Source organism: Nocardiopsis sp. iso_25 (assembly GCF_056173305.1).
This window is the reverse complement of sequence record NZ_CM149667.1, coordinates 596,506-623,253: the sequence shown is the minus strand read 5'-3', so window position 1 is coordinate 623,253 and position 26,748 is coordinate 596,506. Positions and strand designations below refer to the sequence as shown.

At 70.0% G+C, this 26,748-nt stretch carries 28 protein-coding genes; 12 read left to right on the top strand and 16 right to left on the bottom strand.

Annotation, left to right across the window (positions count from 1 at the left end; all coding sequences use genetic code 11):
• The 14 genes from nuoL to AC0VX6_RS02800 form a co-directional block, all read right to left on the bottom strand.
• Positions 1–1,944 carry an NADH-quinone oxidoreductase subunit L gene (gene nuoL / locus AC0VX6_RS02865; protein WP_475467335.1) on the bottom strand — a complete coding sequence of 648 codons (1,944 nt, stop codon included), beginning with the start codon at positions 1,942–1,944 and terminating at the stop codon, positions 1–3.
• Positions 1,945–1,958: 14 nt separating this feature from the next.
• Complete coding sequence (nuoK, locus tag AC0VX6_RS02860; protein WP_013156051.1) at positions 1,959–2,258, bottom strand: NADH-quinone oxidoreductase subunit NuoK; 300 nt, start codon at positions 2,256–2,258, stop codon at positions 1,959–1,961.
• Positions 2,246–3,289, bottom strand: a complete 1,044-nt coding sequence (locus AC0VX6_RS02855) for an NADH-quinone oxidoreductase subunit J (RefSeq protein WP_274976094.1) — start codon at positions 3,287–3,289, stop codon at positions 2,246–2,248. The genes nuoK and AC0VX6_RS02855 overlap by 13 nt, the downstream gene beginning before the upstream one ends.
• On the bottom strand, positions 3,286–3,843 hold the full coding sequence (gene nuoI, locus AC0VX6_RS02850) for an NADH-quinone oxidoreductase subunit NuoI (RefSeq protein WP_013156049.1): 558 nt from the start codon (positions 3,841–3,843) through the stop codon (positions 3,286–3,288). Before nuoI ends, AC0VX6_RS02855 begins: the two co-directional genes overlap by 4 nt.
• Entirely contained in the window at positions 3,836–5,209 is a 1,374-nt protein-coding gene (nuoH, locus tag AC0VX6_RS02845; protein WP_475467334.1) for an NADH-quinone oxidoreductase subunit NuoH, read from the bottom strand. The genes nuoI and nuoH overlap by 8 nt, the downstream gene beginning before the upstream one ends.
• The gene (locus AC0VX6_RS02840; RefSeq protein WP_274976093.1) at positions 5,206–7,698 is read right to left on the bottom strand and encodes an NADH-quinone oxidoreductase subunit G; all 2,493 of its coding nucleotides are present in this window, start codon (positions 7,696–7,698) and stop codon (positions 5,206–5,208) included. Before AC0VX6_RS02840 ends, nuoH begins: the two co-directional genes overlap by 4 nt.
• The gene (gene nuoF / locus AC0VX6_RS02835; RefSeq protein ID WP_274976092.1) at positions 7,695–9,014 is read right to left on the bottom strand and encodes an NADH-quinone oxidoreductase subunit NuoF; all 1,320 of its coding nucleotides are present in this window, start codon (positions 9,012–9,014) and stop codon (positions 7,695–7,697) included. The genes AC0VX6_RS02840 and nuoF overlap by 4 nt, the downstream gene beginning before the upstream one ends.
• Positions 9,011–9,757, bottom strand: coding sequence for an NADH-quinone oxidoreductase subunit NuoE (gene nuoE, locus AC0VX6_RS02830; RefSeq protein ID WP_475467333.1), 747 nt, complete (start codon positions 9,755–9,757; stop codon positions 9,011–9,013). Before nuoE ends, nuoF begins: the two co-directional genes overlap by 4 nt.
• Entirely contained in the window at positions 9,754–11,049 is a 1,296-nt protein-coding gene (locus AC0VX6_RS02825; RefSeq protein ID WP_274976090.1) for an NADH-quinone oxidoreductase subunit D, read from the bottom strand. The genes nuoE and AC0VX6_RS02825 overlap by 4 nt, the downstream gene beginning before the upstream one ends.
• 43 nt (positions 11,050–11,092) lie before the next feature.
• Positions 11,093–11,833 (bottom strand): NADH-quinone oxidoreductase subunit C, encoded by a 741-nt coding sequence (locus AC0VX6_RS02820; RefSeq protein ID WP_274976089.1) that lies wholly within the window; start codon positions 11,831–11,833, stop codon positions 11,093–11,095.
• A 1-nt stretch (position 11,834) separates the two neighbouring features.
• Positions 11,835–12,380, bottom strand: coding sequence for a NuoB/complex I 20 kDa subunit family protein (locus tag AC0VX6_RS02815; RefSeq protein WP_013156042.1), 546 nt, complete (start codon positions 12,378–12,380; stop codon positions 11,835–11,837).
• A gap of 52 nt (positions 12,381–12,432) precedes the next feature.
• Positions 12,433–12,792: an NADH-quinone oxidoreductase subunit A gene (locus AC0VX6_RS02810; protein WP_026114451.1), complete on the bottom strand. Its 360-nt coding sequence runs from the start codon at positions 12,790–12,792 to the stop codon at positions 12,433–12,435.
• Between the two features lie 271 nt (positions 12,793–13,063).
• Positions 13,064–14,368, bottom strand: a complete 1,305-nt coding sequence (locus AC0VX6_RS02805) for a geranylgeranyl reductase family protein (RefSeq protein ID WP_274976088.1) — start codon at positions 14,366–14,368, stop codon at positions 13,064–13,066.
• A 575-nt stretch (positions 14,369–14,943) separates the two neighbouring features.
• Positions 14,944–15,654, bottom strand: coding sequence for a demethylmenaquinone methyltransferase (locus tag AC0VX6_RS02800; RefSeq protein ID WP_274976087.1), 711 nt, complete (start codon positions 15,652–15,654; stop codon positions 14,944–14,946).
• Between the two features lie 200 nt (positions 15,655–15,854).
• Here AC0VX6_RS02800 and AC0VX6_RS02795 point away from each other — a divergent pair, with 200 nt between their 5' ends.
• The 7 genes from AC0VX6_RS02795 to AC0VX6_RS02765 all read left to right on the top strand — a co-directional run bounded on the left by AC0VX6_RS02795 (position 15,855) and on the right by AC0VX6_RS02765 (position 22,938).
• A complete protein-coding gene (locus AC0VX6_RS02795) occupies positions 15,855–16,142 on the top strand; it encodes a hypothetical protein (RefSeq protein ID WP_274976086.1) in 288 nt (95 codons plus the stop codon).
• Between the two features lie 44 nt (positions 16,143–16,186).
• Positions 16,187–16,558 carry a DUF6507 family protein gene (locus tag AC0VX6_RS02790; protein ID WP_274976085.1) on the top strand — a complete coding sequence of 124 codons (372 nt, stop codon included), beginning with the start codon at positions 16,187–16,189 and terminating at the stop codon, positions 16,556–16,558.
• 141 nt (positions 16,559–16,699) lie between these two features.
• Positions 16,700–19,993 carry a hypothetical protein gene (locus AC0VX6_RS02785; protein WP_475469246.1) on the top strand — a complete coding sequence of 1,098 codons (3,294 nt, stop codon included), beginning with the start codon at positions 16,700–16,702 and terminating at the stop codon, positions 19,991–19,993.
• Complete coding sequence (locus tag AC0VX6_RS02780; RefSeq protein WP_475467332.1) at positions 19,990–20,871, top strand: immunity 49 family protein; 882 nt, start codon at positions 19,990–19,992, stop codon at positions 20,869–20,871. The genes AC0VX6_RS02785 and AC0VX6_RS02780 overlap by 4 nt, the downstream gene beginning before the upstream one ends.
• Before the next feature lie 77 nt (positions 20,872–20,948).
• A complete protein-coding gene (locus tag AC0VX6_RS02775; RefSeq protein ID WP_475467331.1) occupies positions 20,949–21,386 on the top strand; it encodes a hypothetical protein in 438 nt (145 codons plus the stop codon).
• Positions 21,387–21,529: 143 nt separating this feature from the next.
• Positions 21,530–22,423 (top strand): immunity 49 family protein, encoded by an 894-nt coding sequence (locus AC0VX6_RS02770; protein ID WP_013156032.1) that lies wholly within the window; start codon positions 21,530–21,532, stop codon positions 22,421–22,423.
• A 263-nt stretch (positions 22,424–22,686) separates the two neighbouring features.
• Positions 22,687–22,938 carry a hypothetical protein gene (locus AC0VX6_RS02765; RefSeq protein ID WP_475467330.1) on the top strand — a complete coding sequence of 84 codons (252 nt, stop codon included), beginning with the start codon at positions 22,687–22,689 and terminating at the stop codon, positions 22,936–22,938.
• Between the two features lie 11 nt (positions 22,939–22,949).
• On the opposite strand, the gene AC0VX6_RS02760 is transcribed toward AC0VX6_RS02765, so the two are convergent.
• Both AC0VX6_RS02760 and AC0VX6_RS02755 read right to left on the bottom strand, forming a co-directional pair.
• Positions 22,950–23,309, bottom strand: coding sequence for a hypothetical protein (locus tag AC0VX6_RS02760; RefSeq protein WP_475467329.1), 360 nt, complete (start codon positions 23,307–23,309; stop codon positions 22,950–22,952).
• A gap of 11 nt (positions 23,310–23,320) precedes the next feature.
• A complete protein-coding gene (locus tag AC0VX6_RS02755; RefSeq protein ID WP_475467328.1) occupies positions 23,321–23,767 on the bottom strand; it encodes an ATP-binding protein in 447 nt (148 codons plus the stop codon).
• Positions 23,768–24,103: 336 nt separating this feature from the next.
• On the opposite strand from AC0VX6_RS02755, the gene AC0VX6_RS02750 reads away from it, so the two are divergent.
• From AC0VX6_RS02750 to AC0VX6_RS02730, 5 genes are all read left to right on the top strand, one after another.
• The gene (locus tag AC0VX6_RS02750) at positions 24,104–24,928 is read left to right on the top strand and encodes a helix-turn-helix domain-containing protein (RefSeq protein ID WP_274976079.1); all 825 of its coding nucleotides are present in this window, start codon (positions 24,104–24,106) and stop codon (positions 24,926–24,928) included.
• The gene (locus tag AC0VX6_RS02745; protein ID WP_274976078.1) at positions 24,915–25,100 is read left to right on the top strand and encodes a DUF397 domain-containing protein; all 186 of its coding nucleotides are present in this window, start codon (positions 24,915–24,917) and stop codon (positions 25,098–25,100) included. The genes AC0VX6_RS02750 and AC0VX6_RS02745 overlap by 14 nt, the downstream gene beginning before the upstream one ends.
• A gap of 23 nt (positions 25,101–25,123) precedes the next feature.
• A complete protein-coding gene (locus AC0VX6_RS02740) occupies positions 25,124–25,297 on the top strand; it encodes a DUF397 domain-containing protein (RefSeq protein ID WP_475467327.1) in 174 nt (57 codons plus the stop codon).
• A gap of 207 nt (positions 25,298–25,504) precedes the next feature.
• Complete coding sequence (locus tag AC0VX6_RS02735; RefSeq protein WP_475467326.1) at positions 25,505–26,062, top strand: hypothetical protein; 558 nt, start codon at positions 25,505–25,507, stop codon at positions 26,060–26,062.
• Positions 26,059–26,565, top strand: coding sequence for an ATP-binding protein (locus AC0VX6_RS02730; protein ID WP_475467325.1), 507 nt, complete (start codon positions 26,059–26,061; stop codon positions 26,563–26,565). Before AC0VX6_RS02735 ends, AC0VX6_RS02730 begins: the two co-directional genes overlap by 4 nt.
• Positions 26,566–26,748: the final 183 nt, after the last annotated feature.

Below are 26,748 nucleotides of genomic sequence, written 5' to 3'. Positions count from 1 at the left end.
TCAGAACCTCACAGCCAGCGTCGCGGCGACGATGACGGCGCCGAAGAGCATGGTGAGCGCGTACGTGCGGGCGAACCCGGTCTGGACCCGGCCCAGCCCGCTGGAGGAGTCGCGCACCCCGGCGCCGAGCCCGTTGACCGCCCCGTCGATGACCTTGTCCTCGATGACGAGCAGGGCCCGGGTGAGCTGCTGGCCGGGCCGCATGAGCAGGCCCTCGTTGATCTCGTTGCCGTACAGCTCGCGGCTGGCGGCGACGGTGACGGGGTTGCCCTTGGGCGCGGTGCGCTCCACGGGCTTGCGCAGGTAGACCGCCCAGGCGGCGGCCACGCCCAGGACCATGACGCCGAGGGCGGCCAGTCCGTAGGGCGCGGTGAACGCGTGCACGACGTCGAAGTGGTGCGGGTGGGCCCCGGTGGCCGGGGTCAGGAAGCCCGCGAACCGGTCTCCGAGCGTGAGGAAGGCGCCCAGCGCGACCGACCCGACGGCGAGCACCACCATGGGGGCGGTCATGCTGACCGGCGATTCGTGCGGGTGCACGCCCTCGTCCCACCGCTTCTTGCCGAGGAAGGTCATGAAGACCATCCGCGACATGTAGAAGGCGGTGAGCCCCGCGCCGACGATGACGGCGGTCCCGAGCACCATGCCCTGGGTGCCGCCCACGCCGAAGGCCGCGGAGATGATGCTCTCCTTGGTCCACCAGCCCGACAGCAGCGGGAAGCCGATGATGGCCAGGTAGCCGAGGCCGAAGGTGGCGAAGGTGACCGGCATGACCCGGGCCAGGCCGCCGTAGCGGCGCATGTCCACGCCGTCGTTCATGGCGTGCATGACCGATCCGGCGCCCAGGAACAGCCCGGCCTTGAAGAAGCCGTGCGTGACCAGGTGGGCGATGGCGGCCACGTAGCCGACCGGGCCGAGCCCGGCGGCCAGGACCATCATGCCGATCTGGCTCATCGTGGACCCTGCCAGGGACTTCTTGATGTCGTCCTTGGCCGAGGCGATGATCCCGCCCGCCAGCATGGTGGCGGCGCCCACGACGGTGACCACGGTCTGGGCGACCGGGGCGCCCTCGAAGATGGGTCCGGCGCGCACGATGAGGTACACGCCCGCGGTGACCATGGTGGCCGCGTGGATGAGCGCGGACACCGGGGTCGGGCCCTCCATGGCGTCGAGCAGCCACGCCTGGAGCGGCAGCTGCGCGGACTTGCCGCAGGCGCCCAGGAGCAGCAGCAGACCGACGGCGAGCAGCACTCCGTCGCTCGCGCCGGGCACGGCGGCGAACACGTCGCTGAAGCTGACCGCGCCCAGCACCGCGAACATGATCATGATCGCGATGAGCAGGCCCATGTCGCCGACGCGGTTGATGATGAACGCCTTCTTGGCGGCCACCGCGGCGGAGGGCTTGTACTGCCAGAACCCGATGAGCAGGTAGGACGCCAGTCCCACGCCCTCCCAGCCGAGGAAGAGCAGCACGAAGTTGTCCGCGAGCACCAGCACGAGCATGGCGGCCACGAACAGGTTGAGGTAGGCGAAGAAGCGCCGCCTGCCCGGGTCCTCGGCCATGTAGCCGATGGAGTAGATGTGGATGAGCGACCCCACGAAGGTGATCAGCAGGACGAAGCTGATCGAGAGGGGGTCGACGAGCAGGTCCACCCCGGCGGAGAACTCTCCGACGGAGAACCACTCGTAGACGGGGACGGAGACGCTGCGGGCGTCGGCCGCCCTGCCGAGCAGGTCGAACAGGACGAGCAGCGCCCAGGCGAAGGAGGCGACCGGCAGGGCCGTGGCCAGCCAGTGCCCCCACTTGTCGGTGCGCCTGCCGCCGAGCAGCAGGACCGCCGCGCCCGCGAGGGGCAGGGCGATGAGCAGCCATGCGGCCGACAGCACCGCGCTGTCGGCCGCGGTCGCCACCACGGGTTCGGCGGCGAGGTACGCGTGAGATGTCACAGCCACGTCGCCTTCTAGTGCTTGAGCAGGTTGGCGTCATCCAGCGACGCCGACCTGCGGGTTCGGAAGATCTGCATGATGATCGCGAGGCCCACGACCACCTCGGCGGCGGCGACGACCATCACGAAGAAGGCGATGACCTGCCCCTCGATGTCCCCGTGCATCCGGGCGAACGCGACGAACGCCAGGTTGCAGGCGTTGAGCATCAGCTCCACGCACATGAAGACGATGATCGCGTTGCGCCGGACCAGGACGCCGACGGCGCCGATGGTGAACAGCAGCGCCGCGAGGACGATGTAGTTCATCGGGTCCACGAGGACTCGACCTCCTGCCCGTTGCCGTTGCCGTTGCGCGGCCCGTCCGCGTCGTCGGAGCCGTCGGGGCCCGCGGCCGCGCCGCCGCCCTCGTCGGCGTCGTCCTCGGCCGCGACCCGCGTTCCGTTCCCCACCCGGTTCCCGGGCCTCTCCGCGGCGGGCCGGGCCCGGTCGTCGGCGACCGGCTCGGCCGTCTTGGAGTCGGCCGAGTCCGAGGCCCCGCCGGGCAGCGGGGCCTGGCCGGCGCGCACGGTCTCGGGCACCTGAGACTGGTACTCGGGGGCGCGGGCGGCCAGGACGGGGTTGAGCGAGAGCTGGGAGACCGTGCCGTCCGGCAGCAGCGCGGGCATGTCGATCGCGTTGTGCCGGGCGTAGGTGCCCGGTCCCGGCAGCGGGGTCGGGTGGTCGCCGCGGATGCGGTCCTCGGCGATCTCCCGCTGGGTGCGGCGCTTCTTGGTGCGGGCGGTGTGCGCCAGGACCATCGCGCCCAGGACCGCGGTGATGAGCAGCGCGCCGGTGGCCTCGAAGGCGATCACGTAGCGCAGGAGCAGCTCGCCCGCGATCCACGGGATGGTGCCCCCGGCCGCCGCGGCGCCCTCGGTGAGGCCGACCGGGTCGCCCACGGCGATGCGGGTGATGCCCGTGGCCAGGGCGCCGACGAAGCACAGGGCGACGACGGCCGTCATGAGGCGCTGTCCGCTGATCGTCTCCACCAGGGAGTCGGCCGAGCTGACGCCGATGAGCATCAGCACGAACAGGAACAGCATGAGGACGGCGCCGGTGTAGACGACGATCTGCACGACCATGAGGAAGGGCGCCGCGTTGATGCCGTAGAAGATCGCCAGGCCGACCATGGTCAGCGCCATGGACATCGCCGAGTGCACGGCCTTGCGGGAGAAGACCACGCCCAGGGCGCCGAGGAGGACCACGGCGCCCAGGATCCAGAACGCGGTCGCCTCGCCGCCGCCGATCGGCGCGGCCAGGTACAGCGGCTGGCCGAGCGGCACGGCAGGATTGGTGAGCGGGTTCAACGGACCGCCTCCGGAGTCTCGGGCGCCTCGTGCCCGTCCTGCGAGCCGTGTTGGCCGCGCCCGGTGGCGTAGTAGTCCTGCTCGGTCTCGCCCAGGCGCATGGGGTGGGGCGGCTGCTCCATGCCCTCGCGCAGCGGGGCCAGCAACTGCTCCTTGGTCCAGATCAGGCTCTGCCTGCTGTCGTCGGCCAGCTCGTACTCGTTGGTCATCGTCAGGGCGCGCGTGGGGCAGGCCTCCACGCACAGCCCGCACAGGATGCACCGCAGGTAGTTGATCTGGTAGACCCGGCCGTAGCGCTCGCCGGGCGAGTACCTGTCGTCGTCGGTGTTGTCACCGGCCTCCACGTAGATGGCGTCGGCCGGACAGGCCCAGGCGCACAGTTCGCACCCGATGCACTTCTCCAGGCCGTCGGCCCACCTGTTCAGCTGGTGCCGTCCGTGGAAGCGCGGCGCCGTGGGGCGCTTGACCTCCGGGTACTCGACGGTCGGCACCTTCTTGAACATCGTGTGGAAGGTGACACCGAAACCCTTGACGGGGTTGAGCCACTCAAGCACCGGTAACCTCCTCACCCTTCTTGTTGCGGTCGGCGGCGGCCGGGGCCGTCCGCGGCGGTTCGGCGAGCACGCTGCTGCCGTAGTGCGGTGCGGCGCTCGGCGGAACCGGGAAGCCGCCGAAGGCGGGCTCCCGGTGCGCCCGTCGGGCGTTCTCCGCGCGCTGGCGGGCCTCCTCGGCGCGCTCGCGGCGCACGTGGCGCAGCCAGGCGGCGAAGGCGGCCACGGTCGCGGCGGTGAAGCCGGCGATCACCGCGCCGACGACCAGCGGGGATGCGCCGTCCAGGACGAGCATCCGCACGACGGCGACGGCGGTGATCCAGACCAGCTGGATCGGGATGAGCACCTTCCAGCCCAGCTTCATGAGCTGGTCGTAGCGCACCCGGGGCAGGCTGCCGCGCGCCCAGATGAACAGGAACATCACGCAGACGAACTTGAGCAGCCACCACAGGGCGGGCCACCAGCCCTCGTTGGCGCCCGGCAGGATCGCCGCGATCCCGGGCGGGGCGAGCCAGCCGCCGAGGAAGAGCGTGACGGACACGGCGGCGACCGTGCACATGTTCACGTACTCCGCGAGGAAGAACATCGTGAACTTCATGGACCCGTACTCGGTCATGAAGCCGCCGACGATCTCGCCCTCGCCCTCGGCGAGGTCGAAGGGCAGCCGGTTGGTCTCGCCGACCATCGTCACCAGGTAGACGAGGAAGGACGGCAGGAGCAGCACGGCGAACCACAGTCCGCGCTGGGACTCGACGATCCCCGAGGTGGTCAGGGTCCCGGACATGATGAAGACCGCGACGAAGGACAGGCCCATCGCGATCTCGTAGCTGATCACCTGCGCGGAGGCGCGCAGGCCGCCGAGCAGGGCGTAGGGCGACTGGGAGGCCCAGCCGCCGAGCACGAACCCGTAGACCCCCAGCGCGGCGGTGGCCAGGACCACCAGGGCCGCGACGGGCAGGTCGGTGAGCTGGAGCGGGGTGATGACCCCGAACAGGTTCACCTCGGGCCCGATCGGGATGACCGAGAAGGCGATGAAGGCGGGCACGGCCGCGATCATCGGCGCGGCGATGTAGACGAACCGGTCCACCCCGCGCGGGATCAGGTCCTCCTTCAGGGAGAGCTTGATGCCGTCGAAGAGCGACTGGAGCAGGCCGAAGGGGCCCATCCGGTTGGGTCCGTGGCGCTGCTGCATCCGGCCCATGACCTTGCGGTCGGCCATGATCATCATCAGCACGCAGAGCATGAGGAAGACGAAGATCGCCAGCGCCTTGATGGTGGTGATCCACCAGGGGTCGCCGCCGAAGGCGCTCAGCGTCTCCTCGGAGGCCAGGTGGGCGGTCACGCCCTGGCCGAGAGCGGCGGGGGTCACTGCTGCCTCCCGTGGGTGCTGGCGGACCCGTTGCTACCGGCTCCGGTGGTGGTGGACGCGGACAGCAGGACGGTCTGCCCGGCGCCTCCGCCCAGGTCGCGGGGCACGTCGCAACCGTCGGCGTTGGCCGGGAGCCAGACGACGCGGTCGGCGATGTCGGTGACGATGACCGGCACGGTCACCGATCCGCGGGCGCCGGTGACGTGCAGGGTTCCGCCGTCGGGGACGCCGATCTCCTGGGCCGTGGCCGGGGACAGGTAGGCGCGCGCCTGCCGGGCGGTCCCGGCGAGGTAGGGCTCGCCGTCCTCCATGCGGCCGGTGCCGAGGAGCTGCCGCCAGGTGGACAGCAGGGCCTGTCCGGGTTCGGGCCGCACGGCCTCGACGGGCCGCACGCGGGGTCCGTCCGCGCGCTCACCGGTCCACAGGCCCAGCTCCATCAGCTCGCCGTAGGCGGACGCGGCGTCGGGCAGGCCCAGGTGCACGTCCATCTGGTCGGCGATCGCGGAGAGCACCCGCAGGTCCGACAGCGCGCCGGGCACCCTGAGCGCGTCCCCGAAGGGCCGGTGGCGACCCTCCCAGTTGACGAAGGTGCCGGACTTCTCCGCGACGGCGGCCACCGGCAGCACCACGTCGGCGCGGTCGGTGACGTCGCTGGCGCGCAGTTCGAGGCTGACGACGAACGGCACCCGGGCCAGGGCCGCGCGGGCGGCGTCGGGGTCGGGCAGGTCGTCCAGCTCCACCCCGGCGACGACCAGGGCGTCCAGCTCACCGGCGGCGGCCGCCGCGAGGATGGCGGCGGTGTCGCGGCCGGGGGTCTCGGGCAGGGAGCCCACGTTCCAGACCTGGGCGACCTCGGCGCGGGCGGAGGGGTCGGCGACCGGTCGGCCTCCGGGCAGCAGGCCCGGCAGCGCCCCGGCGTCCACGGCCCCGCGCTCCCCGGCGCGGCGCGGCACCCACACCAGGCGGGCGCCGGTCCGCTCGGCCAGGGCCGCGGCGGCGGTCAGGGCGCCGGGCACGGCGGCCAGGCGCTCGCCCGCCATGATGACCGCGCCCTCCTGGTTCAGGGCGGCGACGACCTCGGGGTCGTCGGCGTCCAGGGCGTTGAGGACGCGGGCCTCGTCGCCGGGGACGGCCCGGACCAGGGTCCCGTGGGTCTTGGTCAGGCCCAGGCTGGCGTGGGAGCCGACCGAGTAGACCTTGAGGCCGCGCTTGCGCACGCCCTTGCGCAGCCGCAGGAAGACCAGGGGCGACTCGTCCTCGGGCTCGAACCCGGCCAGCAGGACCGCGGGCGCCTTCTCCAGGGCGGTGAAGTCCACCCCGACCGGGGTCCCGGCCACGTGGGCGGCCAGGAAGTCGGCCTCCTCGGGCGAGTGCGCGCGGGCGCGGGCGTCCACGTCGTTGGTGCGCAGGGCCACGCGGGCGAACTTGGCGTAGGCGTAGGCGTCCTCGTAGGTGAGGCGGCCCCCGGTCAGCACGCCGACCCGGCCGCGCGCGGCGGCCAGGCCCTGGGCGGCGACGCCGATGGCCTCGGACCAGGAGGCGAACTCCAGGGCCCGGGACTCCCCGTCGCGCACCAGCGGGCGCGACAGGCGGTCGGACTGGGTGGTGTAGCTGAACGCCCACCGGCCCTTGTCGCAGTTCCACTCCTCGTTGACCTGCGGGTCGTCCCCGGCCAGGCGGCGCATGACCTTGCCGCGCCGGTGGTCGGTGCGCTGGGCGCACCCGTCGGCGCAGTGCTCGCACACGCTGGGCGTGGACACCAGGTCGAAGGGGCGCGACCGGAACCGGTAGGCGGAGCCGGTGAGCGCGCCGACCGGGCAGATCTGCACGGTGTTGCCGGAGAAGTAGGACTGGAAGGGCTCGCCCTCGGCGATGCCGACCTGCTCGTCGGCGCCGCGCTCCATCAGCTCGATGAGCGGGTCGCCCGCGATCTGCGCGGCGAAGCGGGTGCAGCGGGCGCACTGCACGCAGCGCTCCCTGTCCAGCAGCACCTCGGTGGACAGCGCGATCGGCTTGGGGAAGGTCCGCTTGACGTCGACGAAGCGGGTCTCGCCCTGCCCGGTGGACATGGCCTGGTTCTGGAGGGGGCACTCGCCGCCCTTGTCGCAGACCGGGCAGTCCAGCGGGTGGTTGATGAGCAGGAACTCCATGATCCCGCGCTGGGCCTTCTCCGCCACCGGGGAGGTCAGGTGGGTGTTGACCACCATCCCCTCCATGACGGTGATGGTGCAGGAGGCCTGCGGTTTGGGCATGCCGCGCCCGTTGCCCATGTCGGGGATCTCGACCAGGCACTGGCGGCAGGCCCCGACCGGGTCCAGCAGCGGGTGGTCGCAGAACCTCGGGATCTGGATGCCGAGGAGTTCGGCGGCCCGGATCAGCAGGGTCCCCTTGGGCACCTGGACCTGGAACCCGTCGATGGTGACGGTGACGAGGTCCTCGGGCGGCGGTGCGGGCGCGGCTCCGCCGGAGGAGTTGGAGGTGACGGTCACTGCTGTCCTCCCGTCGTGGTCGGCCGGTCGCCCCAGAGGGTGGCCCGGGAGTGGTCGAAGGGGCAGCCGCCCTGTTCCACGTGGTCGATGTACTCCTGGCGGAAGTGCTTGATCGAGGAGGTCACCGGGCTGGTCGCGCCGTCGCCGAGGGCGCAGAAGGAGCGGCCGAGCAGGTTGTCGCAGATGTCCAGGAGCTTGTCGAGGTCGGCCTCGGTGCCCTGCCCGTTCTCCAGCCGGTCCAGGACCTGGACCATCCAGAAGTTGCCCTCGCGGCAGGGCGTGCACTTGCCGCAGGACTCGTGCGCGTAGAAGGCGATCCAGCGGCCGACGGCCTTCACCACGCAGGTCGTCTCGTCGAAGATCTGGAGGGCGCGGGTGCCGAGCATGGACCCGGCGGCGCCCACCGACTCGAAGTCGAGCGGGGTGTCCAGGTGCTCCTCGGTGAAGATCGGCGTGGAGGAGCCGCCGGGCGTCCAGAACTTGAGCCGGTGCCCGGGCCGCATCCCGCCCGACATGTCGAGCAGCTCGCGCAGGGTCACGCCCAGCGGGGCCTCGTACTGGCCGGGGTTGGCCACGTGCCCGGACAGGGAGAAGAAGCCGAACCCGGCGGACTTCTCGGTGCCCATGGACGTGAACCAGTCGGCGCCGTTGGCCACGATGCTCGGCACGCTGGCGATGGACTCGACGTTGTTGACCACGGTCGGCGAGGCGTAGAGCCCGGCGACCGCGGGGAAGGGCGGCTTGAGCCGGGGCTGGCCCCGGTAGCCCTCCAGGGAGTCCAGCAGCGCGGTCTCCTCGCCGCAGATGTAGGCGCCCGCCCCGGCGTGGACGACGACGTCGAGGTCGAAGCCGGTGCCCAGGACGTCCCTGCCGAGCAGTCCGGCCTCGTAGGCCTCGGCGACGGCCCGGCGCAGGCGCCGGATGACGTGCAGGACCTCGCCGCGCACGTAGATGAAGGCCTGGCTGGACCTGATCGCGTACGCGGCGATCGCCACCCCCTCCACCAGCACGTGCGGGTTGGCGAGCATGAGCGGGATGTCCTTGCAGGTACCCGGCTCGGACTCGTCGGCGTTGACGACGAGGTAGCGCGGGTTGGGGTTGTCCGCGGGCAGGAAGCCCCACTTCATCCCGGTGGGGAACCCGGCGCCGCCGCGGCCGCGCAGGCCGGACTTCTTGACCAGGTCCACGATGGCGTCGGGCTCCATGGCCAGCGCCTTGCGCAGCGCGCCGTAGCCGCCGGTGGCCCGGTAGCCCTCCAGGGTGAAGGAGTCGGGGCGGTCCCAGTCGCGCGACAGGATCGGGGTCAGGGTGGTCACTTGGCGTCCTCCTCACCCTGTTCGCGGGGCGGAAGGTTGTCGGGGTCCGGAGCGGTCCAGCCGCGCTCCCTGGCCAGCCTCAGCCCGGCCAGGGAGGGGGCGGCGGCCTGGACGCCCTCGCCCGCGCGGCCGTCCTCGAACCCGGCCAGCACCCGGGAGGCCTGCTTCCAGGTGCACAGGCTGGCGGGGCCGCGCGTGGGCGCGACGTCCCGGCCCAGGCGCAGGTCGTCCACGAGCCGCTTGGCCGTGTCGGGCGTCTGGTTGTCGAAGAACTCCCAGTTGACCATCACGACCGGCGCGAAGTCGCAGGCCGCGTTGCACTCGACGTGCTCCAGCGTGACCTTGCCGTCCCCGGTGGTCTCGTTGTTGCCGACCCCCAGGTGGTCCTTGAGGGTCTGGAAGATCTCGTCGCCGCCCATCACCGCGCACAGGGTGTTGGTGCACACGCCCACCTGGTAGTCGCCGCCGGGGCGGCGGCGGTACATGGTGTAGAACGTGGCGACCGCGTTGACCTCGGCGAGGGTGATGCCGAGCTGGTCGGCGCAGAAGCGCATCCCGGCCTTGCTGACGTGCCCCTCCTCGGCCTGCACCAGGTGCAGCAGCGGCAGCAGCGCCGAGCGCGGCCGCGGGTAGCGGCCGATGATCTCCTTGGCCTCGGGCTCCAGCCGGGCGGTGACCTCGGCGGCGAAGGCCTCGCGGGGCTCGGCCGTCGCCGCGGTCTCGGTGGTCTCGTGCTCGCTCACCGGTCCACGCCTCCCATCACGGGGTCGATACTGGCCACGGCCGCGATGACGTCCGCCACCGTTCCCCCCTCGCACATGGCCGCGACTGCCTGGAGGTGGGTGAACGAGGGGTCGCGGAAGTGCACGCGGTGGGGGCGGGTGCTCCCGTCGCTGACCGCGTAGCATCCGAGTTCGCCCTTGGCGCTCTCGACGGCCGCGTAGGCCTGGCCCGCGGGGACCCGGAAGCCCTCGGTGACCAGCTTGAAGTGGTGGATGAGCGCCTCCATGGAGCCGCTCATGATGTGCGCGATGTGGTCGGGCGAGTTGCCCAGGCCGTCGGGCCCCAGCGCCAGCTTGGCGGGCCAGCCGATCTTGGCGTCCTGGATCATCACCGGGCCGGGCTGGAGCTTGTCCAGGCACTGCTCGATGATCTTCAGGCTCTCCTCCATCTCGGCCATGCGCACCCGGTAGCGGGCGTAGACGTCGCCGCCGTCGGAGACGGGGATGTCGAACTCGTAGTCCTCGTAGCCGCAGTAGGGCTTGGCCTTGCGCAGGTCCCAGGCCAGGCCGGAGGCCCGCAGCAGCGGGCCGGTGACGCCGAGCGCCATGCAGCCGGGCAGGTTGAGGTGGGCCACGTCCTGGGTGCGGGCAAGGTAGACGGGGTTCTCGTCCAGGAGCTTGCGCATGATGGCGATGCGCTTGGGCATCTCCTTGAGCAGCTCGCGGACCTTGCCGGCCGCGCCGGGCGGCAGGTCCTGGGCGACGCCGCCGGGGCGGATGTAGGCGTGGTTCATCCTCAGGCCGGTGACCAGCTCGAAGATGTCCAGGATCATCTCGCGCTCACGGAAGCCGTTGGTCATGACCGTGGTCGCGCCCAGCTCCATGCCGAAGGTCGCCATCGCCACGAAGTGCGAGGCCATCCGGTTGAGCTCCATCATCATCACGCGGATGACGCTGGCCCGCTCGGGGACGCGGTCCTGGATGCCGAGCAGCTTCTCGACCGCCAGGCAGTACGCGGCCTCGTTGAACAGCGGCGTCAGGTAGTCCATGCGGGTCACGAACGTGGTGCCCTGCGTCCACGTCCGGTACTCCATGTTCTTCTCGATACCGGTGTGCAGGTAGCCGATACCGACGCGCGCCTCGGTGCAGGTCTCGCCGTCGAGGGTGAGGATGAGCCGGAGGACGCCGTGCGTGGAGGGGTGCTGGGGTCCCATGTTGACGACGAGGCGTTCGGCGCTGGTGGCCTGCGCCTTCTCGATGACGTCGTCCCAGTCCCCGCCGGAGGCGTCGATGTAGTCCTCGGTGACGGTCATGCCGGGCCTCCCTCTGTGACGGAGTGCGTGGGGTTGGCGGGGCTCACTTGTAGGACCTCCGCTCGTCCGGCGGGGGCACGGTGGCTCCCCGGTACTCGACCGGGATGCCGCCCAGCGGGTAGTCCTTGCGCTGGGGGTGGCCGTGCCAGTCGTCGGGCATCTGGATGCGGGTCAGCGCCGGGTGGCCGTCGAAGACGATCCCGAAGAAGTCCCAGGCCTCGCGCTCGTGCCAGTCGTTGGTCGGGTAGACCGACACGATCGAGGGCACGTGCGGGTCGGCGTCGGGACAGGTGGTGGCGACGCGGACCTCGCTGTTGTGGGTGATCGACCGGAAGTGGTAGACCGCGTGCAACTCCCGGCCGGTGTCGTCGGGGAAGTGCACGCCCGCCACGCCCGTGCACAGCTCGTAGCGCAGGGCGGGTTCGTCGCGCAGCAGGCGGGCCAGCCTCGGCAGGGCCTCGCGGCGGACGTGGAAGGTCAGTTCGCCGCGGGCCGCCTCGACCCGCTCGACCGCTCCGGCGTCATCTCCCAGGGCGGCCTCCAGGTCGTCGGCCACCCGGTCGAAGTCGGCGGTGCGCGGGTCCTCGGGGTCGGTGAAGGGGCGCTGGCTGCGCGCGGGAGCGCTCCCCCGCACCTGCAGGCGGCCGAAGCCGGAGGTGTCGCCGGTGGTCGTGGCGCCGAACATCCCGGTGCGCCGGACCGGAGCGGCCAACCGCTCGCGGCCCAGCTTGTCGGGGAGGTTGGCCGCTTCCTCGTCGCGTTCGCGTTCGTTCTCGGTGCTCATGTCAGTCCTTGCTCACCAGCGGCAGCGAACGGCGGAGCATCCGCTCCTCGTTCTCGGTGATCTCCTGCTCCCGGTGGGCGCCGAGCTTGGTGTTCTGCACCTTGTCGTGCAGCTTGAGCACGGCGTCCAGGAGCATCTCCGGCCGCGGCGGGCAGCCGGGCAGGTACATGTCCACGGGGACGACGTGGTCCACGCCCTGGACGATCGCGTAGTTGTTGAACATGCCGCCGCTGGAGGCGCACACGCCCATCGCGATGACCCACTTGGGCTCGGGCATCTGGTCGTAGATCTGGCGCAGGACGGGGGCCATCTTCTGGCTCACCCGACCGGCGACGATCATCAGGTCGGCCTGGCGCGGGGTGGCGCCGAACTTCTCCATGCCGAACCGCGCCAGGTCGTAGTGCGGGCCGCCGACGGACATCATCTCGATGGCGCAGCAGGCCAGGCCGAACGTGGCGGGCCACATGGAGCTCTTGCGGGCCAGGCCCACGACCTGCTCGACGGTCGTGAGCATGATGCCGCTGGGCAGTTTCTCCTCTAGTCCCATCAGACGTCCTCCTCCGGGCTGGGCTGCTGGGTGTGCTCTGCGGTCGGCGCGGTCAGTCCCATTCGAGGCCTCCCCGGCGCCACTCGTAGGCGTAGGCGATGGAGACGTTCACCAGGAAGAGGACGATCGCGACCAGTCCGAACCAGCCCAGGGCGTCGAAGTGCACGGCCCAGGGGATGAGGAAGATGATCTCGATGTCGAAGACGATGAACATCATGGCCGTCATGTAGTACTTGACGGTGAATCGGCCGCCGCCCGCGGGCTGCGGCGTGGGCTCGATGCCGCACTCGTAGGCCTGCATCTTGGCGCGGTTGTAGCGCTTGGGCCCCAGGACCGCACCGGCGACCATCGACACCACGACGAACGCGGCGCCGATCCCGCCGAGCACGAAGATCGGTGTGTACAGCTCCACGCTCACCCTCCTCCTGGCTGCTGGGCACGCCCGCGCGGCGTGCCGGGAGCGCTTGTGATTGCTTTCACTTGTGCGGGCTCATCTCCGGTCGTCCCGTGTGTCCTGTTGTGGAGCCGGGCTCGACCGCCCGGTGGGTTGTGTGTCGCGGCCGGGGCGGCGCCCCGTGCCCCGGCGGCCCCGGCGCCCGGCCGGCGGCGCCGGCGCGGCTCCGGTCCTCCCGGGGCGGCGCCCCGTCCGGGCGGGTCCGGGCGCGGACGCCCGGACCCGCCCGTCAGGCCGCGGGGGCGATGCGGGACAGGCCGTTGATGACCCTGTCCATGGCGTCTCCCTGCGTGGGCTCGGTGAGGTTGGCCAGCATCTTCAGCACGAACTTCATGAGGGTGCGCTGGCGCAGGCCGTACCTGGTCGCGTACTTCATGAACTCGGGCTGGCCGATGACCTTCACGAAGTAGCGGCCGAGCGTGTAGTAGCCGCCGTAGGTGTCGGCGAGCACGTCCGGGTAGCGCAGCAGGGCCCGCTCGCGGGTCTGCTGGGTGGGTCTTCCGTGCGCCTGCACGATCACGTCGGCGGCGATGTTCCCGGCCTCCATGGCGTAGGCGATGCCCTCGCCGTTGAAGGGGTTGACCATGCCGCCCGCGTCGCCGACGAGCATGAGGCCGCGGGAGTAGTGCGGCACCCGGTTGAAGCCCATGGGCAGCGCGGCGCCGCGGATGGCGCCCTTCTGGTTGTCCTCGGTGAAGCCCCACTCCTCGGGCATGGACTCGGTCCAGCGGCGCAGGAGCTTGCGGTAGTCCATGTCCTGGAAGGAGGAGGTGGAGTTGAGGATGCCCAGGCCGACGTTGCTGGTGCCGTCGCCGACGCCGAAGACCCAGCCGTAGCCGGGCAGGAGGACGTCCTTGTCGCCGCTGCGGTCCCACAGCTCCAGCCAGGACTCCAGGTAGTCGTCCTCGTGGCGGGGGCTCTCGAAGTAGGTGCGCACGGCCACGCCCATGGGGCGGTCGTCGCGCTTGCGGATGCCCATGGCCACGGACAGCCGGGAGGAGTTGCCGTCGGCGGCCACGACCAGCGGCGCCCGGAAGGTGACGGGCTCGCGGTCGGCGTTCTTGGCCCGGACACCGACGATGCGGTTGCTGCGCTCGTCCATGAGGGGGCCGGTGACGGTGGTGCGCTCCAGGAGCTTGGCCCCGGCGGCCACCGCGCGGTTGACCACGATCTGGTCGAAGTCGTAACGCGTGCGCACGAGGCCGAAACCCGGGTAGGCGGCCAGGTCGGGCCAGGGCAGCTCCAGGCGGACGCCCGCGCCGATGATGCGCAGGCCGTGGTTCTTCATCCACCCCGGGTCGTCGAAGGTGACCCCCATGGCGGTGAGCTGCTTCACCGCGCGGGGGGTGAGTCCGTCTCCGCAGACCTTCTCCCTCGGGAAGGAGGTCTTCTCCAGGAGCAGGACGTCCAGTCCTGCCTGGGCAAGGTAGTAGGCGGTGGTGGAGCCGGAGGGACCTGCGCCGACCACGATCACGTCGGCGTCGTACTCGGTCCGCTCCCGGCCTCGGGGAGAGGAGGTGGCTGTCTCGCTCACGGGTGGGTCCTCGACTGCTCGCGCGGATGCACCGTGGCGGGTCTGCCTGCGGGATGGACCCGCTCACGGGGGGAGTTGTATGGATGCTGTGGGGAGTCCGTTATGTCCGACATAGAGGCATGTGTCCTATACCTCCTAGACTTGTGAAGCACTTCACAAGGCCTTTTCGGCAGTCTAGACCCTCCCGGAGTCGGAGGCGAGTCCCAGGGGGGTATTCAGACGGCCTGCTATCAAAGGGGATATAGGCCTCAGAAGCCTTCACAGGCCCCGAACGCCGTCACGCTCCGCGAGAGCCCCAGTTCAGAATGGTGACCACCGCCTCAGGCGCCACAGGGGCAACACGAAAATCCCGAGGAGCGGGGTGCTCCTCGGGATTACGAGATTTTTATGCCCGGTGTGCTTGGGCCGTCCGGGGCCCGCGGGGCGGGCTCGCGGTGGGGCCGACCGCGTCCGCGGCGTCGGCCCGCGGCGGTGTCGGATCGCAGCGGGGCCGGTGGCCCGGCCGGGCGGCGGATCGGCGGGGGTCCGGCGACGGCATCGGGGACGCCCGCCGCGGCGCCCCCGTTCCGGTGGTCCTACTTGTCGCGGAAGCCGCGGTGCAGCGCGACGATCCCCGTCGACAGGTTGCGCCAGGCCACCCGCGACCAGCCCGCGTCCTGGAGGCGGCGGGCCAGCTCGGGCTGCTTGGGCCAGGCCATGATCGACTCGGACAGGTAGTCGTAGGAGTCGCCGCTGCCGGACACCGCGCCCGCGATCTTGGGCAGGGCGCCCATGAGGTAGGTGGAGTAGAGCCGGTCCACGAACTCCACCGGGATGTGGCTGAACTCGCAGATGACCATCCGTCCGCCGACCTTGGTGACGCGCCGCAGCTCGCGCAGCGCCTGGTCCACGTCGTTGACGTTGCGCAGGCCGAAGGAGATCGTGACCGCGTCGAAGGTCTCGTCGGCGAAGGGCAGGTGCAGGGCGTCGCCCGCCACGAAGGTCACGCCGCCCCGGGAGGCTCCCCCGCGCCGCCGCACTCCCGCGCGGAGCATGCCGAGGGAGAAGTCGCAGGCCACCACGCGGGCGCCCTTCCTGACGAAGGACTCCGAGGAGGTGCCCGTGCCCGCCGCCAGGTCCAGGACGAGTTCGCCGCTGTAGGCGTCGACCGCGTTGACCGCGGCCTTGCGCCAGATGCGGTCCTGGCCCAGCGAGATGACGTCGTTGACGAGGTCGTACCTGTCGGCGATGCCGTCGAACATCGCCGCGACGTCCTGGGGCTTCTTGTCGAGTTTGGCGCGGGTCATGGGCACAAGACTAAGGGGGCGGCCCGAGCGCCCCGACCCCGCGGGCCCGTACGAAGCGGAATCGCCGCCGTGAAGCGGACAACCCCTGGGCAGACCGACTGTCCGCGCGCGAGAATAAGGTGTGCACGAGGTTTCCCGAACCACCGAGGGCCTGAGGACGTCACAAGGAACGGACACGGCCCGGCCGAGAGGGGGAGTACATGAAGTTCGACCTGGTGGAGCCGAGCGACGAGCAGGCCGTCCTCGACGAGGACACCGGTGGGGACGCCGGTGGGGACGCCGCACGCGGCGTCCACCCCAGACTCGTCATGGCGTCCGCGCGGATGCGCTCCCGACTCCGGGACGACCTCGCCACCCTGCACGCCTCCCTGGGCATGCTCAACGAGCAGATCCAGACCGTCCAGCGCCGGGAGGGGTCCGCGCCCGCGGACGCCGCACCGCCCGCCAACTTCCGCGCGGGTGCCTTCTCGCGCCCCGGCGACTCCTGAAAGCCCCCGACAGCTCCGAGAGCCCCTGAGAGGAGAATGTCCGCATGACCGGGTGGAACATCCAGCCCGCCGAGGTGGGCGCCGTGCTGACCAGCGTCGCCGGATACATCGGTGAGGAGGGCGGCGGCGACGGCCTCGTCGGCGCCATGACCTCCGCCGAGGGCCTGATCACGGCCGTCAGCGAGGAGGCGGACAGCGCGCCCGTCAGCGTCGCGCTGGGCGAGTTCGCCGAGCACAACTTCGGTCTCATGGGCGACATGGCCGGGCTGACGGTGAGCGCCGTGACCGGGGCCAGCGAGGCCACCACGCACTACTTCAACGGCAACCTGGACATGGCCGCCGAGGCGCAGGAGAACGCGGGCGTGATCCCAGAGCCCGAGCCGCCCCAGCAGTACGGCCCCTACAGGCCCGTGTAGCGGGCTCCGCTCCGGCCGCGGCGGTGCCGCGCCCGATTCCCTCCCCCGATCCCCCGATCCCCTCCCCCCGGTCCCCCGGCCCCGAGGACCCCCGACGCGTTCTTCCCTCAGCTCCCAGACGGAGGCATCCCCGTGACCGAGATGTGCACGCCCACGGGCGGCCTGATCAACCCCGCGGCCTTCCCCATTCCCACCGCCAGTCCCGCCACGCTGGAGAGGCAGGCGGGGGACCTGCGCCGCGAGGGGGCCAACGTCGCCGGAATCGGCGGCGACATCAAGAGCGCCTGGGCGGGACTGTCCTCGTGCTACTCCGCGCCCGAGGCCGAGACCCTGTACGCGGTGGTGGACCCGGTCGCCACCGACGGCGGCAAGGTGGAGACCTCCTTCGACAAGGCCGCGAGCGCGCTGGAGACCTTCGCCGAGGCCGTCCGCGACATCAAGGGCAAGTGGACCACCCTCAAGAGCGACTCCTACACCTTCCTCAACTCCATCGAGGGCGACGACGACTGGCGCAAGGCCGACGGGATATCCGGGTTCTTCGGCGGGGAGAGCGACAAGGTCGAGGAACACCAGGCGCTGCTCGACCGCGCGGACACGCTGCGGCGGGAGTACGAGGAGGCCGAGCGGGCCTGCGCCAACGCGATCAACGCCGACATCCCCGACCGCACCAACTTCGTCGCGGGCGACGGCGACGGGGAGTCCGCGCCGGGCGAGTTCGAGCACGGCTACGACGGCTACCTCGGTGACGTCGCCATGGCCTGGGGCGGTCCCATGGAGACCGACCACGGCTGGTGGGTGGACGCGGGTGCGGCGGTGGGCGACTTCTTCGTGGGGATCGCGGAGGACGTCGGCGGCATCACCGGCATGTACAGCTCCGAGGGCTGGTTCGAGATGTCCTGGGGCGACGCCATGTGGGAGTACCACGAGGGCAACCTCCAGTCGCTGGCCTCGCTGGCGGGCATGTACGACTCCGAGAACGACAGCTGGGGCTGGTCGGGCTGGGACACCGTCGGCAACGCCTGGAAGGACGCCGCGCACGCGGTGGTGCCCTGGGAGGAGTGGGGCGAGCGGCCCGGCTACGTCATCGGAACCGCACTGCTCAACATCGGCGCGACCGTGGGCGGCGCCGTCCTGACCGCGACCGGCGTGGGCGCGGTCGTGGGCGTGCCGCTGATGGCCTGGCGCGGATCGGCCATGCTCAACCGGATGGGCGGGGACGGGCCGAGTGTCCCGGACGTGGACGTGCCGGACATGAGCCGGATCAACCTGAGCCTGCCCAGGTTCGGCAACGTCTCCCTGGCGGATCTCAGGATCGACCTGGGCCAGCTCCGGGAGGGCGCCTTCAGCACCTCCCGGCTGTCGGAGATGCAGAACCTGCTGAGCAGGTTCACCGGCGGGGGCTTCTTCGGCGGCGGGGACAACCCGGGCGGCAACGGCTCCGGCGGCGACGGGAACGGGAACGGCTCCGAGGGCTCCAACAGCCAGCGCGTCGCCAACCACCACGGCGACGAGGAGGGCGGCCCTGCCGACACCCGGCCCGCCGTGAACCCGACCACGCGTGAACTCGACGACAGCCGGGAGCTCCTGGAGCTGCTGACCTCCCGCCCGGACTCCGCCGAGCTGGGCGACCTCGGGCGCAGGGTCCTCGGCGAGGAGGGCGGCGACAGCGACGCCCCCCGGCCGAACCGTTCCGGGCAGCCCGACCTGGAGGAGCTGGGTCTGGACCCGTCCCTGGAGGCGGTGTTCAGCGACATGAACGCGCACGCCTCGGACTACCCGGCGTGGGAGGCCAACCAGTCCCCGGACGGCCCGGAGTCGGGGAGGGTTCCCGCCCTCGTCGGCGGCGGGAACAACGACACGTTCGACGCCCAGGCCGATGCGCCCCGTCCAGACACGGTCATCGGCGATCGCAGCGTCATCGACGTCGCGGGCCTCGACGACCTCGGCGACGGGTTCGACGGAGCCTTCGGCGACCGGTTCGACGCCGATGGCCCGCGGATGAGCAACACCATGCCGGAGGTCACCAACCGGGACGGCAACGGTGGTGACCCGCTGGACACCGACGGGAACTCCCCCGGCGGCACGGACGTCCTGGACCGGTCCGGCGACGGCGGCACCAGTACAGGCGGCGAAGGCGGAGGCGACCGGCCGGGCGTCCCGGGCACGCCCGTGCTCAACGGGGACGGAACCTCCGGCGACCGGGATGGCGACAACGGCGGGGAGAACAACGGCCCGACGAACGCGGACGAGTTCAGGACCCACTCGTGGGGGGACAGGAACGACCCCGCCAACCAGCAGCAGCTCCTCGACGATCTCCGACGGCTCCTCAACGAGCGTCAGGGCAACCGCGAGTACAACGACTTCTACCGGGAGTTCTATAAGGAGAACAACGGTCACCGGAAGCGGGCTGACACCGTGGTCGGCGCGGAGAACTGGGAGCTCCCCCGGATCAGCCGGGCCGACAACGGTGACTGGGTTCCGCTGAAGCCCGCGGAAGCGCCTGATTACCTGGGTGACAAGACCGAGGTCCGCCTCGACGACCCAGACTTCATGCCGGAGAGGGGGGACAACCTCTCAGCCGAGGAGGCGGCGCGAATCGACACGGAGATCGCCCGACGCGAACAACTCCGAACCGACCTGGAGGGGCTGGACTCTCTGACAGAAAGGCGGCGCATGGCCATCGACGAGGCCATGGCCGCCGATAAGCACCTGAAGGACATGGAGGAGCAGTACGGCAAGTTCAAGGAGAGCGGGCCCAACCATCCCCTGGTGGAAGCCGCCAAGAAGGACTACAGGGAGGCCCATAGCCACTCCACGGACCTCTCCGAGGTGTTCGGCGAGATGACTGCCAGATACGGCGCCAGGTTCGAGTTCGACGGCAGCCCCATTCTGGACAACGACGGCAATCCGCTGATGAGGCACGAGGTCGACGCTAACGGTGACACCGTCTACGAGAACGGTGAACCCAAGCTGGTCGAGCTGAGGCCGAACCTCGAAGGAGCGACCGAGATCCCGGCCTCACCGTTCGCCCCAGGGAACGGAAACCACCAGTTCGACCAGATCTACCGCACCGTGGACGGCGACTTCGTCATCGTCGAGGCGAAGAGCAGTACCAGGACCGAACTCGGCGAGCGCGAGATCAAGGTGCCCGGTGAGGATCCCCGTCTGGTGAGCCAGGGCACGCGAGCATACCTGGAGGACATCCTCAAGAAGATGGAGGAACGGGGGCAATTGGAGGGAAACCGTGCTGAGGCACGCCTCGCGGAGGAGATCCGGGACAAGCTCCTCCAGGGGCGGGTGGTCTACTCGGTCTTCAAGGGAGACCCTGTGGACTCCTACCAGCAGAATGAGAAAGGCGAGCGCGAGTGGACCGGCGAGTCCACTGCCAACGGATACGACCACCGGATCTTCGACCTGTCAGAGAAGGCCTCATGACCACCTACGTGCCCCGCCACGACATAGACCACGGCGTCGACCAGGAGGAGCTCGACTACCAGGCCGAGCGGCGGAAGAAAATGGTCCGCACCCTGGTGATGGAACCCATCAACGCGGACGTCTACCTGTCGCCGATCTACTCCGGCGCGGAACTGGGCCTTCTGCTGGACACCGAGGCCGCGAAGCTGGAGACCTGGGAGGCGTGGACCACCGCAATGCAGTACTACAACGCGGTGTTCGCCGTCTCCGAGGCGGAGAAGGGGACGCAGGTCGAGTACCTGATCGACCAGCAGGCCCACACCTTGAAAGCCCCTGGGATGCTCCACTGCGCCGACCCTGCCACGTGGGAGAAGGCGTTCTACCTGGCAGTCGTCTGCCGCGACAACGCCCGCGCCGACGCCCTGTGCCACGTCCCCGTGGAACACCTGCGCCGCGCGGCCGAGGGCGCAAAGGTGCGGTACAACGAGTACACCTACCACTGGATCGCCACTCTCCAGGCCTACGTCAACGGCACCGATGACCTGGTGAGTGAGCTGCGGTCGGCCATGGAACAGTCCTCTCCCCGCAGCGGCGCCTTCGGAGGCGAGAGCCTCGATCTCCTGGTCTTTCCCAAGATGGAGGTCTTCCGCCGTCTACTGATGGGTGACTCCACCAAGTTCAACGAAGCCCTCGTCTTCGCTCTGGAGGGCTTCAAGAGCTACCACACCCGCGAGGACGCCCCGCCCGGGGTCCAGGGCATTGTTCCACTGGGGCTGCTGGCGTGGGCCTGCCTGGCCTACGACAAGTCCCAACGCGGCGACTTCTCCCTCGACGTGGAGTCGGAGTACCTGCCCAAGCACCTCGTGCAGCGCTCCTGGCACGGCGAGTTCCCCGTCTAAGAACCTACGGCGGAACTCGGGGAGCCGCCCCGGCTACGGAGGACAACCAAGCGGTGAGTCATTTCCAGCGCGGGCACATGGGCCCTGAGGCACAGCAGAAGGTCCTCACGCAGATCGGTGGACGCCTCCTCGATGAAGCCCCCCAGGGGTGGAAAAGGATCGTCTACACCAGGAAATCCGTCATCGAACAGTCCACGAGCACCCTCGTCGTTGAATTCGAGGACGGAACCAGTCAGAGGGAGTCCGTTCCGAGCGGCATGGGCATGATGATCGACGACCTCAGGGCGGGGATGTACCAGGAGGGCAAGGGCACCTGGTTCTCCTTCGAGTACGTCATCACCCCGCCCGGCAGGTTCAACGTCACCTACAACTACGACGAGGACCCCGGCATCACCTTCCCCACCGCCTTCGGGTTCACCAACGACCTGGTCTACTTCCCGCGCGACGAGGAGTACATGACCGACTGGCTCCGCGAGAAGCTCCGGGAAGAGGCCGAGGGCCGGGCAATGGAATAAACGCTCCGTTCTTTCTTCGGCCGCGCCCCCAGGCACGGCCGAAGAAACCCTGTTTCATATCCGTTTCGATGAACGGATACGGGCGGTGCAAGCAGTTCGGCGAGCCTCTGTCACCAGATTTTCGACTTGTCCGAGAAGGCTTCATGAACACTTATGTGCCCCGGCACGACCTGAACCGCGAGCCCGAGGAAGAGATTTGGGAGCTGAACAAGCTCAATCGCGAAGCTTGGTCGGCTCGGTTGGACACCGAGGACGCCAGCACCATCTACTTCTCCCTGACCACGCTCTACCTGAACGCGATGTACAGCGTCCATTCGGACCCTGATGCGGCTCAGGTGGACACCTGGGAGGCCTGGACCACAGCGATGCAGATGCACCACGCCATGTTCGCGATGACCACCAACCCACCGGGCACCGAACTCGAACTCATGGTCAACCACCAGGTTCGACACCCCCAAGCCACCGGGCCGCGTTACTGCACCAACGCCAGCAACTGGCTCACGGCTTTCTTCCTCGCCGTCGTCTGCCGCGACCAGCAGCGCTACCGTCAACTGTGCGAGATCCCCGTCGACCGCCTGCGCGAGGCCGGGGAGAGCGAGGGGACCCAGTACAACCCCTTCACCTACCACTGGATCTCCGCCCTCCAGGCCTTCGTCCTCAACCGCCCCGGCTTGGGCGAGGAACTCCTGGCCGCGATGGAACTATCCGCCCCCGACCGAGTGGACATCGGCTCTCCCGAACTGATGGAGATGATCGTCTTCCCCCCGATGAACACCTTCCTGCGCCTGGTCGAGCGCGACACCGAGAAGTTCAACGACGCCCTCGCCCAAGGCCTGGAGCTGTTCCGCACCTACCAGACCTCCGACGCCGAACGCACCAGAGACATCGAAGGGGTCGTGTCCCTGCCCCTGCTCGCCCTGGCCTGCCTGGCCTACGACACCGATCAGGTCGACCCGGACTTCCGCCTGGAGGTCGAGTCCGGCTACCTGCCCAAACACCTCGTGCAGCGATCCTGGTACGGCGAGTTCCCCGTCTAAGAACCTACGGCGGAACTCGGGGAGCCGCCCCGGCTACGGAGGACAACCAAGCGGTGAGTCATTTCCAGCGCGGGCACATGGGCCCTGAGGCACAGCAGAAGGTCCTCACGCAGATCGGTGGACGCATCCTCGATGAAGCCCCCGAAGGATGGACACGAATTGTCTACACGGAAAAGGCGGTTATCGACCATTCGACCGGCTTGTTCATCGTCGAGTTCGTGGGCGGGACGACCCGTCGGAAATCTCCTCCATCCGGTATGGGCATGATGATCGACGACCTCAGGGCGGGGATGTACCAGGAGGGCAAGGGCACCTGGTTCTCCTTCGAGTACGTCATCACCCCGCCCGGCAGGTTCAACGTCACCTACAACTACGACGAGGACCCCGGCATCACCTTCCCCACCGCCTTCGGGTTCACCAACGACCTGGTCTACTTCCCGCGCGACGAGGAGTACATGACCGACTGGCTCCGCGAGAAGCTCCGGGAAGAGGCCGAAGGCCGCGCGATGGAGTGATCTCTCCACCCTCATCCCCCGGTCGCGCTCGGCGGGCGCGGCCGGGGGACCCCGACGGTGCGGCTGCCGTCGGCGGGCAGCGGGCACGGGTGGCGCATCGGACGGATCGAGGACCACGCGCACCCCGCGACCGGGCAGCTCCAGTAACCGCCGGCGGCCCCCGACACCTCGTGCTCCACTTCCCGCAACCGCTCCACCAGCCCGGCCGGGGACGGCGCGGCCTGCCACGGCACGGCCTCCGGCCCCAGGTAGAAGGCCGTGTAGACCCGCATCGACGGACTCCACATGACCGTCCACAGCCGCCCGCACCGCCGGTCGAGCACCCGCGCGGTCTCGTACCGGTCCAGGTCGTCGGCGTGGTTCCAGCCCACCTCCGCCGCCCTCACTTCAGCGGGCGCGTGCGCGGCCGGTCCAGCTCGAACCACACCGTGGTGCGGCCCCCGTCGTGGAGGGTCCCCCAACGGCTGGACTCCGCGGCCACCATGCGCAGGCCCCACCCGCCCACGCCGCCGCTGGCCTCCCCCGCACCGCCGTCTGTCCCACCCGCACCGCGCGACCCGTCCGCCCCTCCCGCCCGGACCGGCACTACCGGGCGCAGGTGCGGCGAGGAGGCGTGCGCGTCGCGCGGGCCCTGGTCGATGACCTTGATCTGGACCCGGCCGGGGAACCGGTTCACGATCACGGTGACCTCGCCGCCTGCCTCCCCGCTGCGCGTGTGGGCGAGGGCGTTGTTGAACAGTTCGCTGGTCAGGGCCAGGGCCGTGTCCGTGAGCGCGTCCGGCAGCACCGCGCCCAGACGCCTGCGCAGCACCCGCGCCTGGTCGGGCACCCCCGGCAGTTTCAGCGCGTGGTTCGGGTGATGCTGCGATATCCGGCCCAGCACGATCGGCGCCCGTGCTTCGGAGTCGGTGACCCGCCGCGGCAACGGGTCGGAATGACGATTAGTACCGTTTTTACCAGGAATGATACGGATCACCACACCCACCTGAATTCCCTTTCCGCGCCGCCGCGACCACCGCGGCGCGCGGCACCACCATGAACAACGGCTGCTCGGGCGCGCCAGGGATATCACCGAACGGTCACACTTCGTCGTTCTCCGCCTTATCGGGTCGCGCCTGGGTCTTGCATGGGTGATGACGGTGATAGCCCGGACATGGGAGTCGTAATGGGCCGCAAGTTGGACCCCAAGCGCGTGCGCCTGGGAAAGAAGCTCAGGAGCGTTCGTGACTCGGTGGGGATGCAGCAAACCCAGGTCGCCCGGGCGTTGAAGGTGACGCAGTCCACCATGTCGTCCTGGGAGTGCGGCAAGCGCAAGCTGCCCGTCGAACAGGCCGAGAGGCTGGACGAGCTGTTCGGCTCCTCCGGTGCGATAAAGCAGGCCTGGAACACCGCGAACACGCCCGACGCACTACCGCCCTGGTACACCGAGGTCGGCCAGTTGGAGCGCGAGGCGATCGAGCTGCGCGAGTACCAGCCGGTGATCTTCCCGGGGCTCGTGCAGTGCGAGTCGTACACCAAGGGCCTGCTCGCCGACACCGTCCCCTGGTTCTCCACGACGGAGGTCGAGAGGATGGTCGCCCTGCGCATGGAGCGTCAGGAGATCCTGACCGGCGATAACCCGCCGCTGGTGTCGGTCGTGGTGGAGGAGGCCGTGCTCCATCGCAACATCAGGGGCGGCCGGAAGGTCCTGGGCGAGCAGATCGCGCGGGTCCTGACCCTGATCGACGAGGAGAGGATTCGCTTCCAGGTGGTCCCCGCTAACGCCGAGTGCCACCCGGGCGGCTCCGGGCCCTTCCGGCTCTACACCTTCCCAGACAAGCCCACGATCGCCTCAGCGGAGCACATGGAGGGCGAAGCACTCATGGATGACATGATGCCGGTGCAGCACTGCGCGACGCTCTTCGGCGTTCTTCAGTCGGAGGCGCTGTCGCCCCGTGCGAGCCTGGATCTGATCAGGAAGGTCAAGGAAGAACTCGATGGCAAAGCGTGAACCCCACTGGCACAAGAGCAGCTACAGCGGCGGATCGGGAAGCTGCGTCGAGGTAGCCGAGGGGCAGACGGTCCTCGTCCGCGACACCCAGAACCGCGAACACGGCCACCTCGACTACACCCCCGAAGCGTGGGCATCATTCCTGCGCGGGGTGACCACCCACCGCGCGTGAACCCACACCGCAGGGGAGACACGGTGAATACCTGGCACACGAGCAGCTACAGCGGCGCTTCGGGAAGCTGCGTCGAGGTAGCCGAGGGGCAGACGGTCCTCGTCCGCGACACCCAGAACCGCGAACACGGTCACCTCGACTACACCCCCGAGGCCTGGACCGCGTTCCTGAGCTGCACCTCCCTCGCAAAATCCTAAAAAAGGGACATAACAACGGCCGACCAGCATTCTGGTCGGCCGTTTTCTCATTCCCCCACACATTACTCCCCAGTATTTTGGCATTCCACTCCCACCACCCCTTATTCTCTCTCTCGAACACACAACTCAAATGACCCCGCGACGACTAAGTACCGTCCGGGGCCGTGGCCAGCAACTTCGACCTCTTCAAACACAAGGACTGCTAGCATGCGCCAGTTTAGCGCTGCCCTTCTCAGCCGTGCCCTCGGCCCGCTGATCGCCTTCCTCTCCGCACCCTGCGGACGCCACTCCACGGTGGCCGGTCGCCGCCGACGCCGCTCCACCCGCGTCCGCCGCTACGTTCCCGAGGCCCCGCACGTCTCCGCTTCCGAGCCCGCCATGCCGAGGCTCGCTCCCGCCCGCGAGGTCATCCCGGCCGAGGACGTGGCCCTGGTCCGCCCCTACTTCGCCGCCCACGAACGCCTGACCGCCTCCGCCGCGCCCCGCGTTCCCGCGCCCCGCAGCGCCGAACCCGCTCCGGAGACGGACGAGGTCCGGCGCGCGTTCGCCCTCGTCCAGGAACGCGCCGCCGCGCTTGTCCAGCAGTGGCGGGACGACCCCGGCGGCGACCTGCTCGGCGAACCCGCACCCCGCTTCGGCGTCGTGCGCCCCGCCGGGCCCGCCGATCCCACCACACCCGCCAAGCCCGCCCGCTACGCCGAGTGGGGCGAACTGGCCTCCCTCATCCGGGTCTGGGACGAGCAGCGACAGGGGGTTCCGGCATGACCGCCTCCGGCCTCGACTCCGCCGTCCGCCGCGCCCACGTCCACTGGGAGCACCGCGTCTACCCCGGTGCGCTGTCCCGGCTCGCCGAGGTCCGCGCCGACCTGGCCCGCGACCTGGCCGGGTTCGATCCCGACTTGGTGGACACGCTCACGCTGGTCACCAGCGAACTGTTCGCCAACTGCTGCAAGTACACCGATTCGGGCCGCTCCGGCGGCGAGGTCCTGCGCGCGCTGTCGATGCCCGACCCGGCCACCCTGCGCGTGGGCCTGTCCGACTGCGGCGGCGGGGGCGGCGTTCCGGCCGTCCCGCACCAGCGCACGGCCGACGAGTGGGACTGGGCCGAGGGCCAGCGCGGCCTGCTCCTGGTCGAGAACCTGTCCGCCGCCTGGGGCCACTACCGCCTCGCGCCCTGGGCCGACCTGGGCACCCACGTGTGGGCCGTCTTCCCCGTGGACCCGGACGCGGTGCCGCCCGGCCTGCGCCCCTTCGTGTTCACCCGCTGACCCCGCTGCGCCGGAGGCGGGAATCCGGCGCGTACCGCGGCCGCATAAACACGCTGTAGTGCGCGAATACTCCAGCGGCGATCCCTCATGTGGCACCCCTCTCCACCCGTTTAGGATGAAGGGGATCAGCCCGAAGCGGCCGGAATCCCCACCGTCCCACGCACCCGGATCACGATCCCCCGA